Consider the following 17,389-nt stretch of genomic DNA (forward strand, 5'->3'; position numbering starts at 1 on the left):
ACCGATAAGAGAGTTTGCAAGCACTCCAACACATCGTGTATGATGCATAAGTAGGCAGACAGATCGGAAGATTGACTGGAGTGAGTGAATTGGAAGAATTGAAAAAAGCATATGAAATATTAGGATTACCCGAGGATGCGACCCGTGAGCAAGTTGAAAATCGGTATTTTATATTGTTAAAAAGAGCCCGTTCCGAACAAGCCCGTATAGATGCCGGCGACAGTACAACCGCTGCTGATCTTGCGGATGTAAACCGAGCTTATAACCTCGTGTTGGGTATCGAATTAGAAAAAACCGGAACGATAGAGAAACAAAGCAAATACGCACATTTTATGTATTATTATAAGTTTCACTTAATCGTCTCTATCATCATCGTGCTTGTTGCAGGTTATATGATCAAGGAAAACATTGATAAACGAAGAATAGCCGCTAATCTGCCTCCCGCTAGTCTATCGATGAGCGTATTCGGCAATTATTACTTCGCGGATGTTGAAGTACTTGAACAGAATATGTTGAAGCTCATCCCCGAATGGAAGAGAATCGCGATGACTCACACCTACGTACCTAAAGAAATCAAGAGCGAGCAGGATATGGCCATGCAGCAGAAAAGCATCCTCTCCCTTATGACCGAACAATCTAATCTCTATATCCTAGATGCCAAGAACTTCATTTCACTAGCTACCCAAGGCGCATTGCTCAACCTGGATGAGCTTGAAGGGTGGACACCAAATGTCGCTCCCGAAAAATTATGGAATGCCAAGTCAGAAGAGGATACTGCTCCGGAGCCCTATGGGATAGATATTACCGGCAATCCCGTGTTCGAAGGCGTGGAGCTTTCCGGAGAACGCCAAATTATCGCGGTACGGGTTGCGGATGAGAACTGGAACGCAACACGTATGCTGCTGGATAAGCTCATCCAATCGAGCCCATAGCCCTAAAAATACTAATAAGCAACAACCCCGACAGCATCTTGCAGTCGGGGTTGTTGCTTTTACTTCATAAACCAATAGACAGCCATTAATTGAACCACTAGCAAAGCGGGCAGGCCTATAACAAAGGAAGTATGCTTGGTCTTGTGCCTCCAAATTCTCATGCCGACAATCCCGCCAAGCGCCCCGCCTATAGCTGACAGAAGAAAAAGAGTTCTTTCGGGAATTCTTCTTCCCCCTTTTCGAGCTTGTTTTTTATCATAAGCCATCATTAATAAAGTAATGAAACAAATGATAACCACATAAGCAACAAAAAACTTCATCCTACCATCCCTTCTGCTGAAGCACCATTCCCTCTTTTATTCTCTTAATGCATCTCTTAGCCTACTCGACATCTGAGAGCTCGAGCTCGATTGTTGACTAGCTTGCAGCGCCTTTCTAAGCTTCTGCAGCTCATCCTTAAGATTCTCATTCTCAGCTCGCAGAGCAATCACTTCTTGATTGTCATGAGTTGAAGCCATCGCTAAGCTCACACCGTTTGTATAATAACGATCAGGCTCATAAATCCGGAATGCGACCTCTGCCTCCGCAATACCGAGCGATCTAATGTGACGATCCATACAGCTTGCGACTTGATCTTGTACTTCTTGCCCCCGGTCAAACCAATTTACTTCGATGAAAGGATAAGAGGACACCTGCTCTCCATCGTAAAATGCTGACGTATGAAGGCATTCTAGAATGATATGATCCTGCGGACATTGACATAGGCTCGCGATATCAAAAATCAGCTGTTTACTAATTTTGCGGATGGACTCGGAGGAAACTCCCCGAATAATGAGATGTGGCATCGTTGTAACTCTCCTTCGTTGCTTAACCCTTTTGGGATTCTATAATGGATGCTTTTACCCGATTACGGCCCTCTTGTTTCGCTTTATACAAGAGAGCGTCCGCCTCGGCAACTAAAGCATTGAAATCAGGCATCGTATCCGGATTTACCGTAGCTACTCCCGCGCTTATCGTGATGAACTCGCTTACCTGAGATTCCGCATTCGGGATGGCGCAAGCTTCAATCGCAAGCCGAACTAATTCTGCGATACCTGCAGCTCTGTCGATATTCGTATTGGGCAGGATCAAGGCGAACTCCTCCCCGCCATACCTAGCGTAGATATCCGTCTTTCTTTGAATCATTGCTTTGAGCATCGCCGCAACCGTTCTTAAGCATTCATCCCCTGCTTGATGCCCATAACTATCATTATAGTTTTTAAAGTAATCTATATCGAACAGGATCAGGGACAGGCTCGATGAATCCTTTCGCGCACTGATCCATTCGCGCTCCAATGCTTCATCGAAATGCCGCCTGTTGGAGAAACCCGTCAATCCATCCTGCAGAGAAAGCTCTTGCAGAATTTCATTTGCCTTACGGAGCTTCTCCTCCGCTTTTTTCCGCTCGGTAATGTCCGTCGCTACACCTATGTAGCCCAGTAGAACCCCGTCTACTTCGAGAGGAGAAATAAATAAGTTCACAATAATAGGCTTACCGTCTTTGTGAACGTAAGTCCACTCTCGCCCGTCCGTTCTTCCGCTCTTGACATATTCTATGTAGATATTGAAGCCTGTAATCGGTCGATTATACTCGCGAGACAATTGCTTCCCGCGTTCTGCAAATTCAGTTATATCGTGAAAAAATTCAGCATTTACTTTACCGACAACCTCCTCAGCGGTGTATCCTAGGATCACTTCCGCACCTTTATTGAATAAGGTAATGTTACCATTAACATCCGTCGCAATAAGCGATACTCCAATCGATGAGGCGAATATAGCATCTTGATAAGCATTAAGCCTGCGGTAACGCTCATCGCTTTCCTTCAATTCCAGCTGCAGCTTATTGGAGGCAGCGAAATGCGCAATCAAAGCAGCAGTGGCTAACCCGCCAAAAATAAGAAAAATCATCGCGGAAGGTAAAATGTTGAAGCTATCTTCACGCAACAAATAATACAAGGTACTTGCCGCTAGTATCACGCTTAACCCGATACTGAAGCTCCACCTCCGCCAATAAGAGTTAACGAGCTTCATCAGCAGTCCGCTCCCGATCCCAAGGGCTACCGAAGATGACGCTGCGACAAGGGATGATTCATTCATCCCGCCGAATAGAAGGATACGTCCCGCTGCGATGATCAGACTCGCCAGTATAGACGAATAAATCCCCCCGAAATTAGCAGCGGATATAATCATCAATTGTCGAAAATCGAGTATTGTCGTCGAAGTTACCTGAACGCTGAAAAACATAAGCACGATGGAGAACAGTCCATGTGTAACACCTACGAAAACTTTTGTCTGCAATTTGGATTGCAGACCTGTCACTTGTTTTCTGATAATGGAGTTAAGGAAAAAGAGAAACGCCGTCAACAGCGAGAAATTTGCGATTAAATCGATGACCAAGCCTTGCACCTCTTATATTCGAATTACGTCACTCCTATTCTACTACTGTTAAAGTATTATCGAAAGTATAAAGCTGGAATACCCCTCGTAAGGTCGTTAGGCGAAACACTTTCTTATACTTCATGAACCCCCCCGTCACGTCTCGTAGTGGTATTTTTTCATCGCGTAACGCGCCAGCAGATTAACAATGCCATACATAATGACGGATAACAACGCCAGCATCATAATGCTGACCATGACCAAATTCATTTGGAACACCTGACCGCCATAGATGATGAGATAACCAAGCCCTGCCTTGGAGGATAGAAACTCTCCCATTACGACCCCGACCAAAGTCAATCCAACATTTACCTTAAGAGTAGCAATGAAATGGGGAACGCTTGCGGGCAGCAGCACCATCCGAAGCATCTGAAGACGCGTGGCTCCGAAGGACTCCATAAGCTTGAGCTTGGTTTTGCTGATTTCCTTAAATCCGCTCTCTACCATGATTATCGTAACTATAATTGAAATGGCAACCGCCATTCCGTATATCGAATACCGATCACCCAACCAAATATAGAAAATCGGGCCAAGCGCTACCTTGGGCAGCGCGTTCAGCACAACGATATAGGGCTCTAGTACCTTCGAAGCAAATGATGACCACCAGAAAACGATGGCAATTGCCGTCCCCAGTAACATGGATATAACGATCCCCACGATAGTCTCCAAGCCGGATATCCAAGTATGCCTGAGCAGGCTCCCTTCAAGTACTAGCTCTAGGAAAGAAGGGAGCAGCTGTGAAGGTTTGCTCGTCAGCATGGGATCAATCCATTTCCATAGTGCGGCCAGCTCCCATAGGAGAATGATTACAGCAAGCATCAACAACCTGGATAATCCGATGAGCCATAGCTTACGCTTCTGGATTCTCAGATACCGATCGTATAGAGGGGATTTCTTAGGGGAGGACATGATCCCCCAGCTCCTTCCATATGGCATTAAAGTAATAATTGTAACGCCCCGCTTCCCGTTTCTTCCAAGGAGAGAGATCATCGCCTTCGTCGAAACGGATCGAATGGACGGTTGAGATGGTGCTTGGTCTCTTCGACATGACCATCACCCGGTCCGCCATACTAATTGCCTCAGAGAGGTCGTGGGTAACTAGAATGGCCGTTTTCCCTTGATCCTTGATAATATGAAACACCTCCTCGGACAACATCAGGCGGGTCTGGTAATCCAATGCCGAGAACGGTTCGTCCAGAAGCAGAATATCCGGCTTTGCCACCAGGGTTCGGATCAAAGCGACTCTCTGGCGCATACCTCCGGAAAGCTGCGAGGGACTATGCTGCGCGAACTCCCCTAATCCGTACCGCTCCAGCAGCTCAATCGCATTCTGCCTCGCAGCTTTCTTATCCATCCTGCGAATCTCCGCTCCGACCAATAAATTGCTGAGAACATCCCGCCATTCGAACAAGTGATCATGCTGGAGCATGTAGCCTACCTTCGGGGAGGTTCCGGACACCTCATGCCCGTCGATCAGCACCTCCCCCTTAGTCGGCTTAAGCATTCCTGAAATGAGAGAGAGCAGCGTGCTTTTCCCGCAGCCGCTCGGTCCTACAATGCTGATGAATTCTCCCGCTTTGATCGATAGGTTAATTTCCCGGAGAGCTTCTGTTTCTTGTTTAAGAGTAAAATAACTTAAGCTTACGTCTTTAAGCTCAATTTGTGCCATAGCCGCATCATTCCGTTCCTTAGTTACTTCTCACGAAGCTCATGTCCACGATCCCTTCCATATCCGTCACTTTCTCTTCCGCTTTGAGCACGCCATTCTCGATGAGCACGGATTGGAGAATTTCGAATTGCTGCTCCGTCAATTCCGGCTTCGTTGGCCATGTGCCTTGTTTCTTATAGCTATCGACAGATTGAATAATGAGATCCTCCGGTGTTCCTTCGAAGAATGGCATTATGGCTTCCGTGATCTCAGCCTCGGATGCAGTATTCAACCACTCTGCACCTTTGGTAACAGCGTTCGTGAATTTCTGTATGATCTCGGGATTTTCTTTAATGAAATCTGCCGTGGCCACATAGGAGGTTTCCGGGAATGGTCCGAAAGCTTCGGCCATGGAAGCTGCATAGTAGGCTTTTCCTTCCTTAACCAAGGTGGCTGCGACGGGCTCGAATAGTTGGATGAAATCCCCTTGTCCGCTAGTAAATGCACCAGCCATCGCAGGGGCGGCTATGTTGGTGATCACATTCACATTCGCCACCTTTTCCTTGATTAGAGTGGAATTCATAACCATTTGAGGTGCGCTTCCCGGTCTCCAGCCCACAACCGTTTTGCCTTCCAGATCACTCCATTTGAAATTGTCCAGCTTCTCGCGGGATAAGAGGAAGGATCCATCCGTTGCGGTAAGCTGGTGGAAGATCTTAAGCGTTTTGTCACCCTTCTGATTATAAATATAAATACTCGTTTCGGGACCGACTAAGGAGATGTCCGCCGTGCCGGCAATTAAGGCGGCAGCACCCTTATCGGAGCCTTGTGCTGTGTTCATGTCTACGTACAGCCCTTGTTCTTCGAAAAAACCTTTCGACATAGCGACGTAATGCGGTGCATAGAAGATGGAACGAATAACCTCGGAAAATTTGACAGTAACCAGCTTCTTGGAGGATTCATTGTTGCCGTTGCCGCAAGCTGCGGCGAAAATCAAGAGCACGGCGGAAAGCACGAGTGCGGTTTTCTTCATCACGGTTGTCTCCCTCTTTCGTTGTTAACTCATATGAACATATCATATTCAAACAAGAGGGTTCGTGTTCAATCACTTGCCTCATTAAGCCCTGCGCGCGAAAAAAAAGACGACTCGATCGCTAAAAGACAGGCGACCGAGTCATTTCGAAGGATATCTATGTTCAGAGTTGATATAAAGCTACAAAACATAGAGCAAGATCGCAAAGAAATGCATAACGGAGCCTGCTACGACGAAGAGATGCCACACGGCATGGTGGTAAGGGAACCCGCGCCAGATATAGAATACGGAGCCGAGAGTATACAATAACCCTCCAATCATGAGCAGGCGCAGACCACCAGGCATTAGCAGCTCTTGCAATGGATTCCACATGAACACGATAAGCCAGCCCATCATGACGTAGAACAAAGTCGACAGTACAAGGAACTTTTTGGTGAAGAAGGCTTTGAAGGTGACTCCCGCTATCGCAAGGCCCCACACGATTCCGAACATCGTCCAGCCAAGCGGACTCCGCAGAGTGACAAGGAGAAACGGCGTGTAGGTTCCCGCTATAAACAAATAAATACACGAGTGATCGAAAGTCTCAAACAAATCCTTGACCTTGCCCTCGGGAAAAGAGTGAACAAGCGTTGAAGCCGTATAGAGCAGCAGCATAGTAATGCCGAAGATCGTGAAGCTTACGACGTGCCATGCTGTTCCTTCCCTGCTGGCAAAAACAATCAGGAGCACAAGCCCCGCAATGCTAAGAAGGGTACCGATTCCATGAGTGATCGCGTTAACAACTTCTTCTCTTCTCGTATACACATGCGTATCTGCCATTCTATATATCCGCCTTTCATTGTTTCTTTATCATTCATGAATAACACTCCAATTGTCGTTCTTCGCGGCTACTATGTTTCCTTGCTTCATTAGATATTCGGCAATTAACTCGGTCATTTCAACCGTTACTTCACGGATAACCTGCTTATTTCGGAACATTCGATAGTTACCGCCTCCGGATGCCCGGTAGTGGTTCATAACCACCTTATATTCGCCGCTGGGATCCAATGGCCTCCCCTTGCAGGAAAGGCCCTCGATTCTACTCCCTAGCGGACGCGAAACGTTAATCGTATATTCAATGCCTTCCCACATGTCGTAGTTATAATGCTGCGGCTTCGGATACAGATAGGACGGATCTACTTCTATCCGAAGACCATCATAAGGAGCGAAATAGCGGGCCGTCCATTCCAGCGCTTCCCTAATATCCTCTCCGCTGAGACGTAATACCTTCAGCGTATTCGGATAGGGGTAATTAGCCGTCACTTCCCGCATGGACACCAAAGGCCCGAAGCCAGGCGCATCATTGTCAAACAATGCCGTATTGGAGATGTCCGTACCGGTTACCTCCATCTGGATTTTATTGACCAATTCGACCAAAGGATGCTCATTCATGCGGGCACCGCTATGGTCGGTGATTTGCATTTCTCCTTGCACCTTACACAGCGGTTGATCCAGCCACCGTTGCGTGTTCTCCTCACCTGCCTGCAATAGTTCGACCAAAGCAGGATCTACTGCCATCCCGCCTGCTTCGCGCAGCCTCGATTGACGAGCTTCCACGCTCCAGCTTGTATCGCCGTTTCGGCGCAAACTGAATTCAACCTCAGCCAGACAGCTCCCCTGATAACCCGGTTGAACGACCAATGTATTGTTAACGTACACCCCGCCGATTCGTTGATGCTGATGACCGGTTAGGAGGACATCGATGCCCTCGATCTCTTGGCACAAGCGCCAGCCTTCATTTTCTCCCGTCTCCTCTTCAACTTCCTCACCCGTTTCCGCATTCCGCTCCAACCCCCCATGATACGAGACGATCAAGGCATGGACACCTTCTTGCTCCTTCAGGTATGGAACCCAGCGCTTGGCCGCTTTCACTGCCGATTCGAAGGACAAGCCATCGATGTGGGAAGGCTGCTCCCAATTGGGAATATATTGCGTAGTTAAACCGAGCAGTCCAATCTTGACACCGCCCGGAAATGTGAAAATCCGGTAGGGACATCCGAATAACGGCTCTCCAGTTTGCATATTTAGTACATTCGCCGAAAGCCAAGGATATTCTGATTGCTCCCGCGCTCTCTTGACGAAATCAAGCCCGTAATTAAATTCATGATTGCCCGGAATAAAAGCGTCGAGCTGTAAACGGTTCATCAAGTTTACGATTGGATGGGCGGTTGTCTGGTCCAAGCAGGCGTGATAATAGGCAAAAGGAGTTCCTTGCAGCAAATCCCCGTTATCAATGAGAAGAACGTGTTCTCTCTCTGAGCGAATTTGCTTCATTATAGTCGCCAGCTTTATAAGCCCCGTATCCACACTCTCATTATCCACATAACGGATCGGCAGAACATGCCCGTGAATATCACTTGTTACCAGAAGGGTTACCTGTAAGGTTTGGGCATCTTTCACCATTTTTCGTTCCTCTCATTCCACTTTTTTGGAGAATGGCAATAAAGTTTACATTACTATAACTATTTTTGATAAATGTAACCATTTTCATATACCAATTCGTGTTATATTAATTTCGTACTACCAAATGTTGCCTAGAGAGACTAGGGAGGAGACAGGAATCATGCTGAAAAGTTTACCGAAACTGCGTTTAATGCTCGTCGTCTCAATCGTTTTGCTCGTCATCGCGGGGTGCGGCAGCAACAACAATTCGAATGGGAGTGAGGCATCGCAATCTAGCGAACAACCTGCGTCAAGCGTACAAGCCTCAGCGAGTGCAGAACCCTCTGCAAGCGAAGAACCGCAAGGTTATGTCCCAACGGAATTGACCGTACAGTTCGTACCTTCGCAGAATGCCGAGACTTTAGAAGCCAAAGCAAAGCCGCTGGAGGAGCTGCTGTCGAAAGCGCTGGGTATCCCTGTTAAAGTCAGCGTATCCACCGATTACAACACGATTATCGAAGCGATGCAATCCAAAAAGGTTGATGTTGGCTTCCTGCCGCCGAATACTTATGTACAAGCTAAGGAAATGGGCGCGGCCGAAGTTATTCTGCAGGCACAGCGGTTCGGTGTCAACGAAGCTGATGGCACTCCGACAACTGATTTGGTTGACTTCTACAAAGCCATGATCGTTGTTAAAGCCGACTCCGGCATTAAAACATTGGAAGATCTGAAAGGTAAACGCATTGCTTGGCAAAGCGTAACATCGTCGGCTGGATATGTTTATCCTGCAGTCGAACTAAAGAAGGCTGGCATTGATCCGAATACCGATGTTGAAAGCGTCGAATTGAAAGGTCATGACAAAGGTATACTGGCTGTTCTCAATGACGACGCGGATGCGGCAGCTGTTTTCCAAGATGCTCGCAATATCGTAAAGAAAGACTTCCCTGATGTATTCAATCAAATCGTTCCGTTACACTTCACTATCCCAATTCCTAATGATACGATTTCCGTTCGCGCAGACATGAACAAAGAGTGGATGACCAAAATCCAAGATGCGTTCATTAGCTTGGGCAACAACGAAGACAGCCGTAAAATCATCTTTGAAATCTACTCCCATCAAGGCTATGCCAAGAGCGACGACAGCAAGTTCGACTCCGTTCGCGAATACGCCAAGGCCTTGCAATAACATGTAACCTATCATAAGCTTTTACCAAGAACGCACCCGGACCTTCTGAAGCTGATCTTAAGCTTCGGAAGGTCCGGGATTTTTATTGCCCTTGTACCAATCTGCGCCGAAGATTTCCCGAAATCCAATCGATCAGCGTTACCAGTGCGATAATCCCGAGCAGAATAATACCGACCCTGCTCCATGTTCTGCCTTCCAAGGCGAACAACAAAGGTGTCCCGATCCCTCCCGCACCGACCATGCCTAGAACGGCGGCGGAACGAACATTGATCTCCAGCCGGAACAAGGCAAACGATAGATACGCCGGCATGGCTTGGGGCACGATGGCGAACCAGATCGTTTGCAGCCTGTTCGCCCCGCAAGCTTTCAACGCCTCGGAAGGCCCCATATCCAAATCTTCGATCGCTTCCGCATTAAGCTTTCCCAGCATTCCTATGGAGTGGATACCAATCGTCAGCACGCCGGCGAAAGCGCCCGGACCGACCGCCTTGATAAAAATGATCGCAACAATGATGTCCGGAAGGGTACGGATGAGACTCAGGGTAAACGTCGAAGCGCCCGAGAACCATCTTGTTTTCACCAAATTCCGAGCAGCCCACAAGGCGAATGGGACCGTCAAGAAAACGGAGATAGACGTGCCGAGCAGTGCAATCGCAAGAGTCTCCCACAATCCCCGAAGCAAGTCTTCTCCTTCCGCTAAATAGACGTAATCCCACTCCGGGTTAAACAATCCTTTCACGATTGCCCTTGTAATCTGCCCTGCTGTTTTTTTGATCCCGTCAAACGGCATGCCGGAAAATGCCCAAGCATAGATCAGCACGACAGCTGCCAGCACCAACCACATCTTCCATCGCAGATAGAGGGGCTTAGGGGGTACAGGTCTCCCCGATGACGATTTGTTCATATGAGTTTCCCCCTGATTCTAGAGCTGACCGCATCGATGACAAGAACAATGATAAGGGTAAATAAAATAATGATGAATGTTTGATCATACCGGAACATCCCAAGCGTTCGGTTCAAATAAATACCGATGCCGCCCGCACCCACATAACCGAGAATAGCAGCAGCCCTTATATTAATCTCGAACATATACATGACAAAACCTATAAACTGCGTTGTCACTTGCGGCAGTACACCATAATGAATCCACTGCAGCTTGTTCGCCCCCACGGCCGTCATCGCTTCCATCGGTCCATGATCAATCGTTTCAACCGATTCATACGCCCACTTAGATAGTATGCCGAAGGAAAAGAACGTTAGGGCAAGCATTCCAGCCACGGGTCCATATCCGACTATCGTGGCGAAAAAAGCGGCAAACAGCAAATCCGGAATCGTTCGCGTCAGGTTCAGTATAAATCTTGCGGGTGCTCGTAAAAACCACGGGCGAGTTACATTGCCGGCGGCCAGGAAAGCGACGGGAAACGCGAGAATGGCTCCGAAGGTCGTGCCGAGAATCGCCATCTGCACAGTCTCTACCATCGGCTTAATCACGACTCGGATATATTCCCAGTCTGGAGGGAACATCTTGGTGATAAATTTGCCCATCTCCGGAATACCATCGATTAGTTCTCCAAGGGTAACCTCAGTCTCCCACGCACACAGCCAGATGAGGGCAAGGAACAATGAGAGTGTCATCCATTTTTTTAAGCTTACAGGAGGTCTCGGTGGATAAATCTCAGCTTTCTTCATCGATTGCCCCTCCCAACCGCTCGGCTTCCGAAACCGGTCGGCCATAAATCGCAGACAACACCTCATCCGTCGCCTCGGCAACCGTTCCGTCAAATACCAACTCACCCGCGCGAATGCCTATGATACGCGTGGCATACTCTCTCGCTAAGTCTATAAAGTGCAGATTAACAACCGTTGTGATGCCCATCTCCCTGTTAATTCGCTTGAGATCGTCCATGACTTGGCGTGTCGTAAGCGGATCAAGCGAAGCGACCGGTTCATCCGCCAGGATAATCTTCGCTTCCTGAGCGAGCGCTCTAGCGATAGAAACCCGCTGCTGCTGGCCACCGGAAAGCTGATCGGCTCTAATGTAAGCTTTCTCAAGCATGTTCACCCTTTGAAGCGCCCCGAATGCTAATTCAAGATCGTGTTTCGGGAAAAGACCAAACAGCGTCCGCAAAGTAGAATGGTAACCGACTCTACCCGCCAATACGTTACGCAGCACCGAAGAGCGTTTCACGAGATTAAAGCTTTGAAAGATCATCCCAATACCTCGTCTCATCTCTCTCAGCTCACGTCCGCCTGCTGCCGTTATCGCTTTGCCGTCGACGAGAATTTCTCCCGAGCTGATTTCATGCAAACGATTAATGGAACGGAGCAGCGTTGATTTACCCGCACCGGACAAGCCGACGATAACGACGAATTCTCCCGGATAAATAGTTAAATCAATATTTTTTAATCCAATCGTACCTCCAGGGTAAACCTTGCTTACCTTTTTGAATTCAATCATCTGCCTACCTCCGCATTGGTTATCCTGACTGTAAATATCGATTATTGTCATTAACTTTCATAGAGTAGTTCGTCATCCCACTGTTTAATCCTCTGATAATGAATAATTTAACATCCATTTAACATAGATAACCAAAAAATTAACATTAATATTACATTTAATTGCAAAATAGGTACTCCTATGTATGATACACTGAAAATACTTTCAATAAAATGGTTATTTACGAGAGGGGACTGAAATCTGCGTTAGCTTTGTTGCCGTTACTCGTTACTTGCTATGGGCGAACAAAACAGGTGAGTCTATCAAAATTCGGAAGGTGGAAATGATGTGCTAGATAACAAAAGGATTATACGGATTTTATTGGCTATTCTATTAACTTTAGGCGTTGTCCCATTCGCAGCGGTTAAAGCCGAAGGTCCGGCGGATCCCGCCCCCTACATTAATCCGATCGGAACTGCCAACGGCAAATCGATACTATTCGATAATACCCATGGACAAACTGCCGGAGCCGCCGACTGGGTCATTGACGGAGCGTTCTCCGACTTCGGGAACGCGCTGGCGGCTGAAGGTTATTACGTTAAAGAGCTGCGCAAGCAAACAGCCATTACCTTATCTGATTTAGCAGACTATGCTGTCTTCGTCATTCCTGAAGCTAATATTCCTTATAAAACTTCCGAACAGCAGGCTATGGTAGATTATGTCGCGGGTGGAGGCAGTATTTTCTTCATTGCGGATCATTATAATGCCGATCGGAACAAGAATCGGTGGGATTCTTCCGAAGCATTTAACGGCTATCGACGGGGTGCATGGAGCAATCCTGTGCTTGGGATGAGCACCGAGGAAGCAGCTTCCGCCGCCATGAGTGACGTCAGCAGCTCGGACTGGCTGGCAAGCAACTTCGGAATGCGCCTTCGCTATAACGCAATTGGCAATGTTAATTCCGACTATATCGTCCCCGCTGCTCAAGCCTTCGGGATAACGACAGGTGTAACCACGGTTTCGATGCACGCCGGATCCACCATTGCCATTACCGATCCGAACAAAGCCAAAGGCATTGTCTATATCGAGAACACGACCTCCGCTTGGCCGAACGCCGTAGACCAAGGCGTATACGAAGGCGGCGGTCTGGATGAAGGTCCTTACGCGGCTGTCGCCAAGGTAGGGCTCGGCAAAGCCGCTGCGATCGGCGACTCTTCCCCTGTCGAAGACATTACACCGAAATATAAACGCGAAGAGACAGGCGGAACCAAAACAACCTACGATGGCTTCCTGGAAGTCAACAATGGCGTTCTGCTCGTCAATATCGTGAACTGGCTTGCGGTAAAAGAAAGCTACACGGCGCTTAATCAAGTGTCCGGACTGACTCTTGATACGGCCACCTCTCTATTAGAGATGGAAACCCCGTCAACCTCTACCGAGCCGGAGACGGAGCCTTGGGCGAGCCCTGCAGAGGGGTACAAGTGGTGGGATTCTTCGACCTTCAAAGCGGGTTCCTATGGGTATGTCGAAACAGGCGGCGGGTCGGGAGGCGGAGGCACGGAGGATTTCGAGAACGGAACGAAAACATCTTATGCGGCAGCAGACGTGACGCTTGCCAGCGGTTCCTGGCGATTCGATAATTCGCTGATCGGGGATTTATCGACGGACAAGAAGAACGGAATGAAATCCGCAAGGCTCAAAGCGGCCGGATTCATCGCCATGAACTTTAACGTGGCCGGTGCCGCTTCCGTTACGGTGAAGCATGCGAATTTTGGAACCGACACGGGGGCGAACTGGAAGCTGCAGAAATCGACCGACAGCGGCTCGACTTGGACCGATGTAGGCGGAACCTTCACCAGCGGCAGCACCTTAGCCAGCCAGACGATTACTGTAAATGAAGCCGGCAGCGTCCGCTTCAAAATCGTCGCAGGCGGTACTTCCGGTCATCGAGTAAACATCGACGACGTGGTCATTGCTCCGATCGCAAGCAGCGTCGAGCCCTTCGAGAGCGGAACGAAAACAGCCTATGCGGCAGCAGACGTGACGCTTGCCACCGGATCCTGGAGATTCGATAACGCGCTGATCGGCGACTTGTCGACCGACAAGAAGAACGGTACGAAATCGGCGAGAATTAAAGCGGCTGGATTTATCACAATGAACTTTAACGTGGCCAGCGCTGCTGCCGTTGTCGTGAAGCACGCGAATTTCAGCTCGGACACGGGTACAACCTGGAAGCTGCAGAAGTCGACCGACAACGGCTCGACCTGGACCGATGTTAGCGGAACTTACACGAGCGGCAGCGCCTTGACCAGTCAAACAATCACCGTTAATGAAACCGGCAGCGTCCGCTTTAAAATTGTTGTAGGCGGCACCTCCGGGAGTCGCATGAATATTGACGACTTTGAAATTAGTTGAATAGGCTGATTTAGATCGGTTGAGGCATTCCAGCTCAACAAAAAAAACATCGCGAAGTTTGCGATGTTTTTTACTGTCAACACAATGTTATATTTGACTATTCGCCAATGCCGAATGTGATTCAAGAAATCAAGCACGATCTGCGGGATAAACAAGCCCGATCTGCTTGCGGACTTCATCCATAATCGCCATAGTCGTCCTTGAATTTATTCGAGAATTTACGGATGATTCCGTGAATCCGTTCTGAATAAGATGAATGAACTCTTGCACCTCATAGTACATTGCGTTGTCCATTTGCGGTTTTGTAATCTCTTCTATGCCACCACCTCGGTAACGAATTTCCACCTTGTCGGGTCGACTGATTTTGTCGAAGACAATTGTTCCTTTTTCCCCGTGTATCTCGGCACTTGTATAGGAATCAGAGATTTTCGAGTATTGAACGACTGCATCCATTTCCTTGTAATTAAGAAGAATGCTGCCCTGTCCGTCTACACCGGATTCTAGTATAAGCCCACTTCCTTGGATCTGTTCCGGTTGTCCGAATAGAACCACAAGCGGATAAATGCAATACACACCCAAATCCATTAAGGCACCATTGGAAAATTCAGGCTTAAAGGCATTCAGAATGTTCCCTTTCAAGTATTCGTCATACCGGGAGGAGTATTGACAATAGCTTGCAAAATAACGGCGAACCGTTCCAATCTTATGCAGGTTGTCCTTGATCGCTTGGAAGTTGGGAGTCAGCGTCGACTTCATCGCCTCCATGAGCAGAACGCCGTTACGCTTAGCGGTCTCAAACATTCGATCCACTTCTCGTACATTCGAAGCCATCGGCTTCTCGCAGAGTACATGCTTACCATGGTTCATGAGCAAGATCGCCTGCTCAGCATGTAAGGAATTGGGGCTCGCAATATACACTGCATCCAGCTCCTGGCTGTTTGCGAATGTCTCCAAATCCGTGAAGCAGTGTGGAATATCATACTTGTTCGCAAATTGCTGGCCCGCAGCTTCTGTACGAGAATAAACCGCGGTTAATGCAAAGTCTTCGATCCCGCGAGCCGCTTTAATAAGATCCTCAGTGATCCAGTTCGTACCGATAATGCCGAATCTAATCATTATAATGATGTTCCCTTCGTCTTAAAGTTTATGTACTGAACAAATCCAACTGCTTCGGAATATCCGGAATTTCCAAGCCGAGAAGCTCCATGAGCTCCTTCGCGTTCCCCGCCGCGTCCCCGCCAGAGTTGTTATTGAAGATCACGCAGATTTGCTTGGTTTGCTCTTGAAGCTGCAGAATGTGGGATTTCCATTCTAACAGCTCATCGTTGTTATACTTGTATAAGTAACGGACCTCTCGCCAATTCGGAGCACTGCCCTGATTCCATCCTGTTGTATTACGGCCATGCATTCTTATCATTGTAATTTCCGGATGGGTCGCTTGAAGTACAGTGGGTACTGATCCTTGACCTGCTTGAGGCTCGTCACATATGCTGTGAATCCAGCTTTCCTCTTTCATGAAGGTAAGTGTCTTCTCCTTGTATGCGTCCGTGAACCAGCTCTGATGCCGGAACTCCAGCGCACATGGAATGCCCTCCATCCGCTCCTTCGTTTCCCGAAGAATTCGGACGTTGTCCCGGGTACAATCAAACCAAGGGGGATACTGGAAAAGCGCTGCTGTTAATTTCCCCGCTTCAATGACAGGTCTAATCGATTCACGGAAAGCCTCGAACATGGAAGAAGCATTGCCATTGTTTAGCGCACCGCGTTGATGCCCGGTCATCCCCTGATAGGCTTTCACGATAAATTGAAAGGACGGCGGAGTCTCCTCTTCCCAACGAGCAAACCGATCCGCCGATTGAATGGCATAGAACGTACTGTCCACTTCTACTATCGGATAATGGATACTGTATTTCCTAAGCTTGTCCTTCGCGGAGGTTCCCGGTGGATAAAGCTCATCATGATCTCCCCAACCTGCTAATCCGACCCGAATCATACTGGAACCTCCTTTTAAGCGCTGCCTTTTCTATCATATCCGCCGAGAGAATGCCCTCTTCAAGCGAAACTAGGAGCTAAGAGGGTGGTGAATCGGCGACTTCCGTGAAATATCTTCAAAGACCTCTTCTTATCGCACATATTATGGTAAAATAAAACTAGATAATCGAACATATGTACGTAGTGGTCGAAGGAGGTGAAATCATGGCAGATGCCACCTACAAAACTTTTCAGATTTGGATCAAGGATGGTCACCGCTTATTCCCATACTTCGAGCAGATGTGTTTAGATGCCAAGCACTTGTATAATACCACTAATTTTTATGTTCGGCAGGTTTATACTTCATTCCGACAAGATAAGCCCCCGCAACCGTTGCAACAAGAAGTGATGAACACCCTGCATCAATATATCGAAGAGATGAATGAACGCCAACTTGAGGCCTATCGATCGAATATCGCTAGGCAGCAGCTTAAACCTGTTTCGGAACGTCGAGAGATTCGTTGTAACAACTTCGAGCTGCCTTCAGAAGTTAGACCCATGGTTGATTACAACTTCTTGGACTGCTTATTCAAGGTTATGAAACAGGCCGATTATCGGGCCCTTCCAACGCAAAGCAGTCAATGGGTGATGAAGCAGGTTTGTCAGAACTGGAAATCATTCTTTGCCGGTATCAAGGATTACAGGCGACATCCCGAGAAATATAGAGGAAGGCCTCGTATGCCATCTTACAGCCGAGCGAAAGACAAAGAAGTCGTGTTCACGAATCAGGACTGCGAAATCAAAGAAGGGAAGTACCTGAAGCTTCCGAAAACGAGCTTTCGATTAAACATCGGGAAGCTCGGATACACCG

16 protein-coding genes and 1 pseudogene are annotated in these 17,389 nt (G+C 47.9%); 4 read left to right on the top strand and 13 right to left on the bottom strand.

Annotation, left to right across the window (positions count from 1 at the left end; translation table 11 throughout):
• Positions 1-89 precede the first annotated feature (89 nt).
• A complete protein-coding gene (locus ACESLK_RS25195) occupies positions 90-932 on the top strand; it encodes a hypothetical protein (RefSeq protein ID WP_373232491.1) in 843 nt (280 codons plus the stop codon).
• 59 nt (positions 933-991) lie between these two features.
• Here the strand turns inward: ACESLK_RS25195 and ACESLK_RS25200 are convergent, their stop codons facing one another.
• The 8 genes from ACESLK_RS25200 to ACESLK_RS25235 form a co-directional block, all read right to left on the bottom strand.
• The gene (locus ACESLK_RS25200) at positions 992-1,252 is read right to left on the bottom strand and encodes a DUF1294 domain-containing protein (RefSeq protein ID WP_373232493.1); all 261 of its coding nucleotides are present in this window, start codon (positions 1,250-1,252) and stop codon (positions 992-994) included.
• 36 nt (positions 1,253-1,288) lie between these two features.
• A complete protein-coding gene (locus tag ACESLK_RS25205) occupies positions 1,289-1,777 on the bottom strand; it encodes a DUF1904 family protein (protein WP_373232494.1) in 489 nt (162 codons plus the stop codon).
• 22 nt (positions 1,778-1,799) lie between these two features.
• Positions 1,800-3,368, bottom strand: a complete 1,569-nt coding sequence (locus ACESLK_RS25210) for a sensor domain-containing diguanylate cyclase (RefSeq protein ID WP_373232496.1) — start codon at positions 3,366-3,368, stop codon at positions 1,800-1,802.
• 135 nt (positions 3,369-3,503) lie between these two features.
• Positions 3,504-4,316 carry an ABC transporter permease gene (locus tag ACESLK_RS25215; RefSeq protein WP_373232497.1) on the bottom strand — a complete coding sequence of 271 codons (813 nt, stop codon included), beginning with the start codon at positions 4,314-4,316 and terminating at the stop codon, positions 3,504-3,506.
• Entirely contained in the window at positions 4,303-5,076 is a 774-nt protein-coding gene (locus ACESLK_RS25220; protein WP_373232498.1) for an ABC transporter ATP-binding protein, read from the bottom strand. The genes ACESLK_RS25215 and ACESLK_RS25220 overlap by 14 nt, the downstream gene beginning before the upstream one ends.
• Before the next feature lie 19 nt (positions 5,077-5,095).
• A complete protein-coding gene (locus ACESLK_RS25225; protein ID WP_373232500.1) occupies positions 5,096-6,088 on the bottom strand; it encodes an ABC transporter substrate-binding protein in 993 nt (330 codons plus the stop codon).
• A gap of 180 nt (positions 6,089-6,268) precedes the next feature.
• Complete coding sequence (trhA, locus tag ACESLK_RS25230) at positions 6,269-6,907, bottom strand: PAQR family membrane homeostasis protein TrhA (RefSeq protein ID WP_373232502.1); 639 nt, start codon at positions 6,905-6,907, stop codon at positions 6,269-6,271.
• Between the two features lie 30 nt (positions 6,908-6,937).
• Positions 6,938-8,530, bottom strand: coding sequence for a bifunctional metallophosphatase/5'-nucleotidase (locus ACESLK_RS25235; protein WP_373232504.1), 1,593 nt, complete (start codon positions 8,528-8,530; stop codon positions 6,938-6,940).
• A gap of 160 nt (positions 8,531-8,690) precedes the next feature.
• Between ACESLK_RS25235 and ACESLK_RS25240 the strand changes: the two genes are divergently transcribed.
• On the top strand, positions 8,691-9,695 hold the full coding sequence (locus ACESLK_RS25240) for a phosphate/phosphite/phosphonate ABC transporter substrate-binding protein (protein WP_373232506.1): 1,005 nt from the start codon (positions 8,691-8,693) through the stop codon (positions 9,693-9,695).
• Between the two features lie 82 nt (positions 9,696-9,777).
• Here the strand turns inward: ACESLK_RS25240 and phnE (ACESLK_RS25245) are convergent, their stop codons facing one another.
• The 3 genes from phnE (ACESLK_RS25245) to phnC are packed head-to-tail and all read right to left on the bottom strand — an operon-like array spanning position 9,778 to position 12,153.
• Positions 9,778-10,599, bottom strand: coding sequence for a phosphonate ABC transporter, permease protein PhnE (gene phnE / locus ACESLK_RS25245; RefSeq protein WP_373232508.1), 822 nt, complete (start codon positions 10,597-10,599; stop codon positions 9,778-9,780).
• Positions 10,596-11,384, bottom strand: a complete 789-nt coding sequence (gene phnE, locus ACESLK_RS25250; RefSeq protein WP_373232510.1) for a phosphonate ABC transporter, permease protein PhnE — start codon at positions 11,382-11,384, stop codon at positions 10,596-10,598. Before phnE (ACESLK_RS25250) ends, phnE (ACESLK_RS25245) begins: the two co-directional genes overlap by 4 nt.
• Positions 11,371-12,153 carry a phosphonate ABC transporter ATP-binding protein gene (gene phnC, locus ACESLK_RS25255; protein ID WP_373232512.1) on the bottom strand — a complete coding sequence of 261 codons (783 nt, stop codon included), beginning with the start codon at positions 12,151-12,153 and terminating at the stop codon, positions 11,371-11,373. The genes phnE (ACESLK_RS25250) and phnC overlap by 14 nt, the downstream gene beginning before the upstream one ends.
• Positions 12,154-12,501: 348 nt before the next feature.
• Between phnC and ACESLK_RS25260 the strand changes: the two genes are divergently transcribed.
• Positions 12,502-14,547 carry an Ig domain protein group 2 domain protein gene (locus tag ACESLK_RS25260; RefSeq protein WP_373232516.1) on the top strand — a complete coding sequence of 682 codons (2,046 nt, stop codon included), beginning with the start codon at positions 12,502-12,504 and terminating at the stop codon, positions 14,545-14,547.
• A 129-nt stretch (positions 14,548-14,676) separates the two neighbouring features.
• Here ACESLK_RS25260 and ACESLK_RS25265 read toward each other — a convergent pair whose 3' ends face one another.
• Positions 14,677-15,663, bottom strand: coding sequence for a Gfo/Idh/MocA family protein (locus ACESLK_RS25265; protein WP_373232513.1), 987 nt, complete (start codon positions 15,661-15,663; stop codon positions 14,677-14,679).
• Between the two features lie 28 nt (positions 15,664-15,691).
• Complete coding sequence (locus tag ACESLK_RS25270; RefSeq protein WP_373232514.1) at positions 15,692-16,540, bottom strand: DUF72 domain-containing protein; 849 nt, start codon at positions 16,538-16,540, stop codon at positions 15,692-15,694.
• A 203-nt stretch (positions 16,541-16,743) separates the two neighbouring features.
• On the opposite strand from ACESLK_RS25270, the pseudogene ACESLK_RS25275 reads away from it, so the two are divergent.
• Positions 16,744-17,389, top strand: a pseudogene (locus tag ACESLK_RS25275) (RNA-guided endonuclease InsQ/TnpB family protein); the annotation flags it as partial.

This window comes from Cohnella sp. (assembly GCF_041640265.1).
GTDB lineage: Bacteria > Bacillota > Bacilli > Paenibacillales > Paenibacillaceae > Cohnella.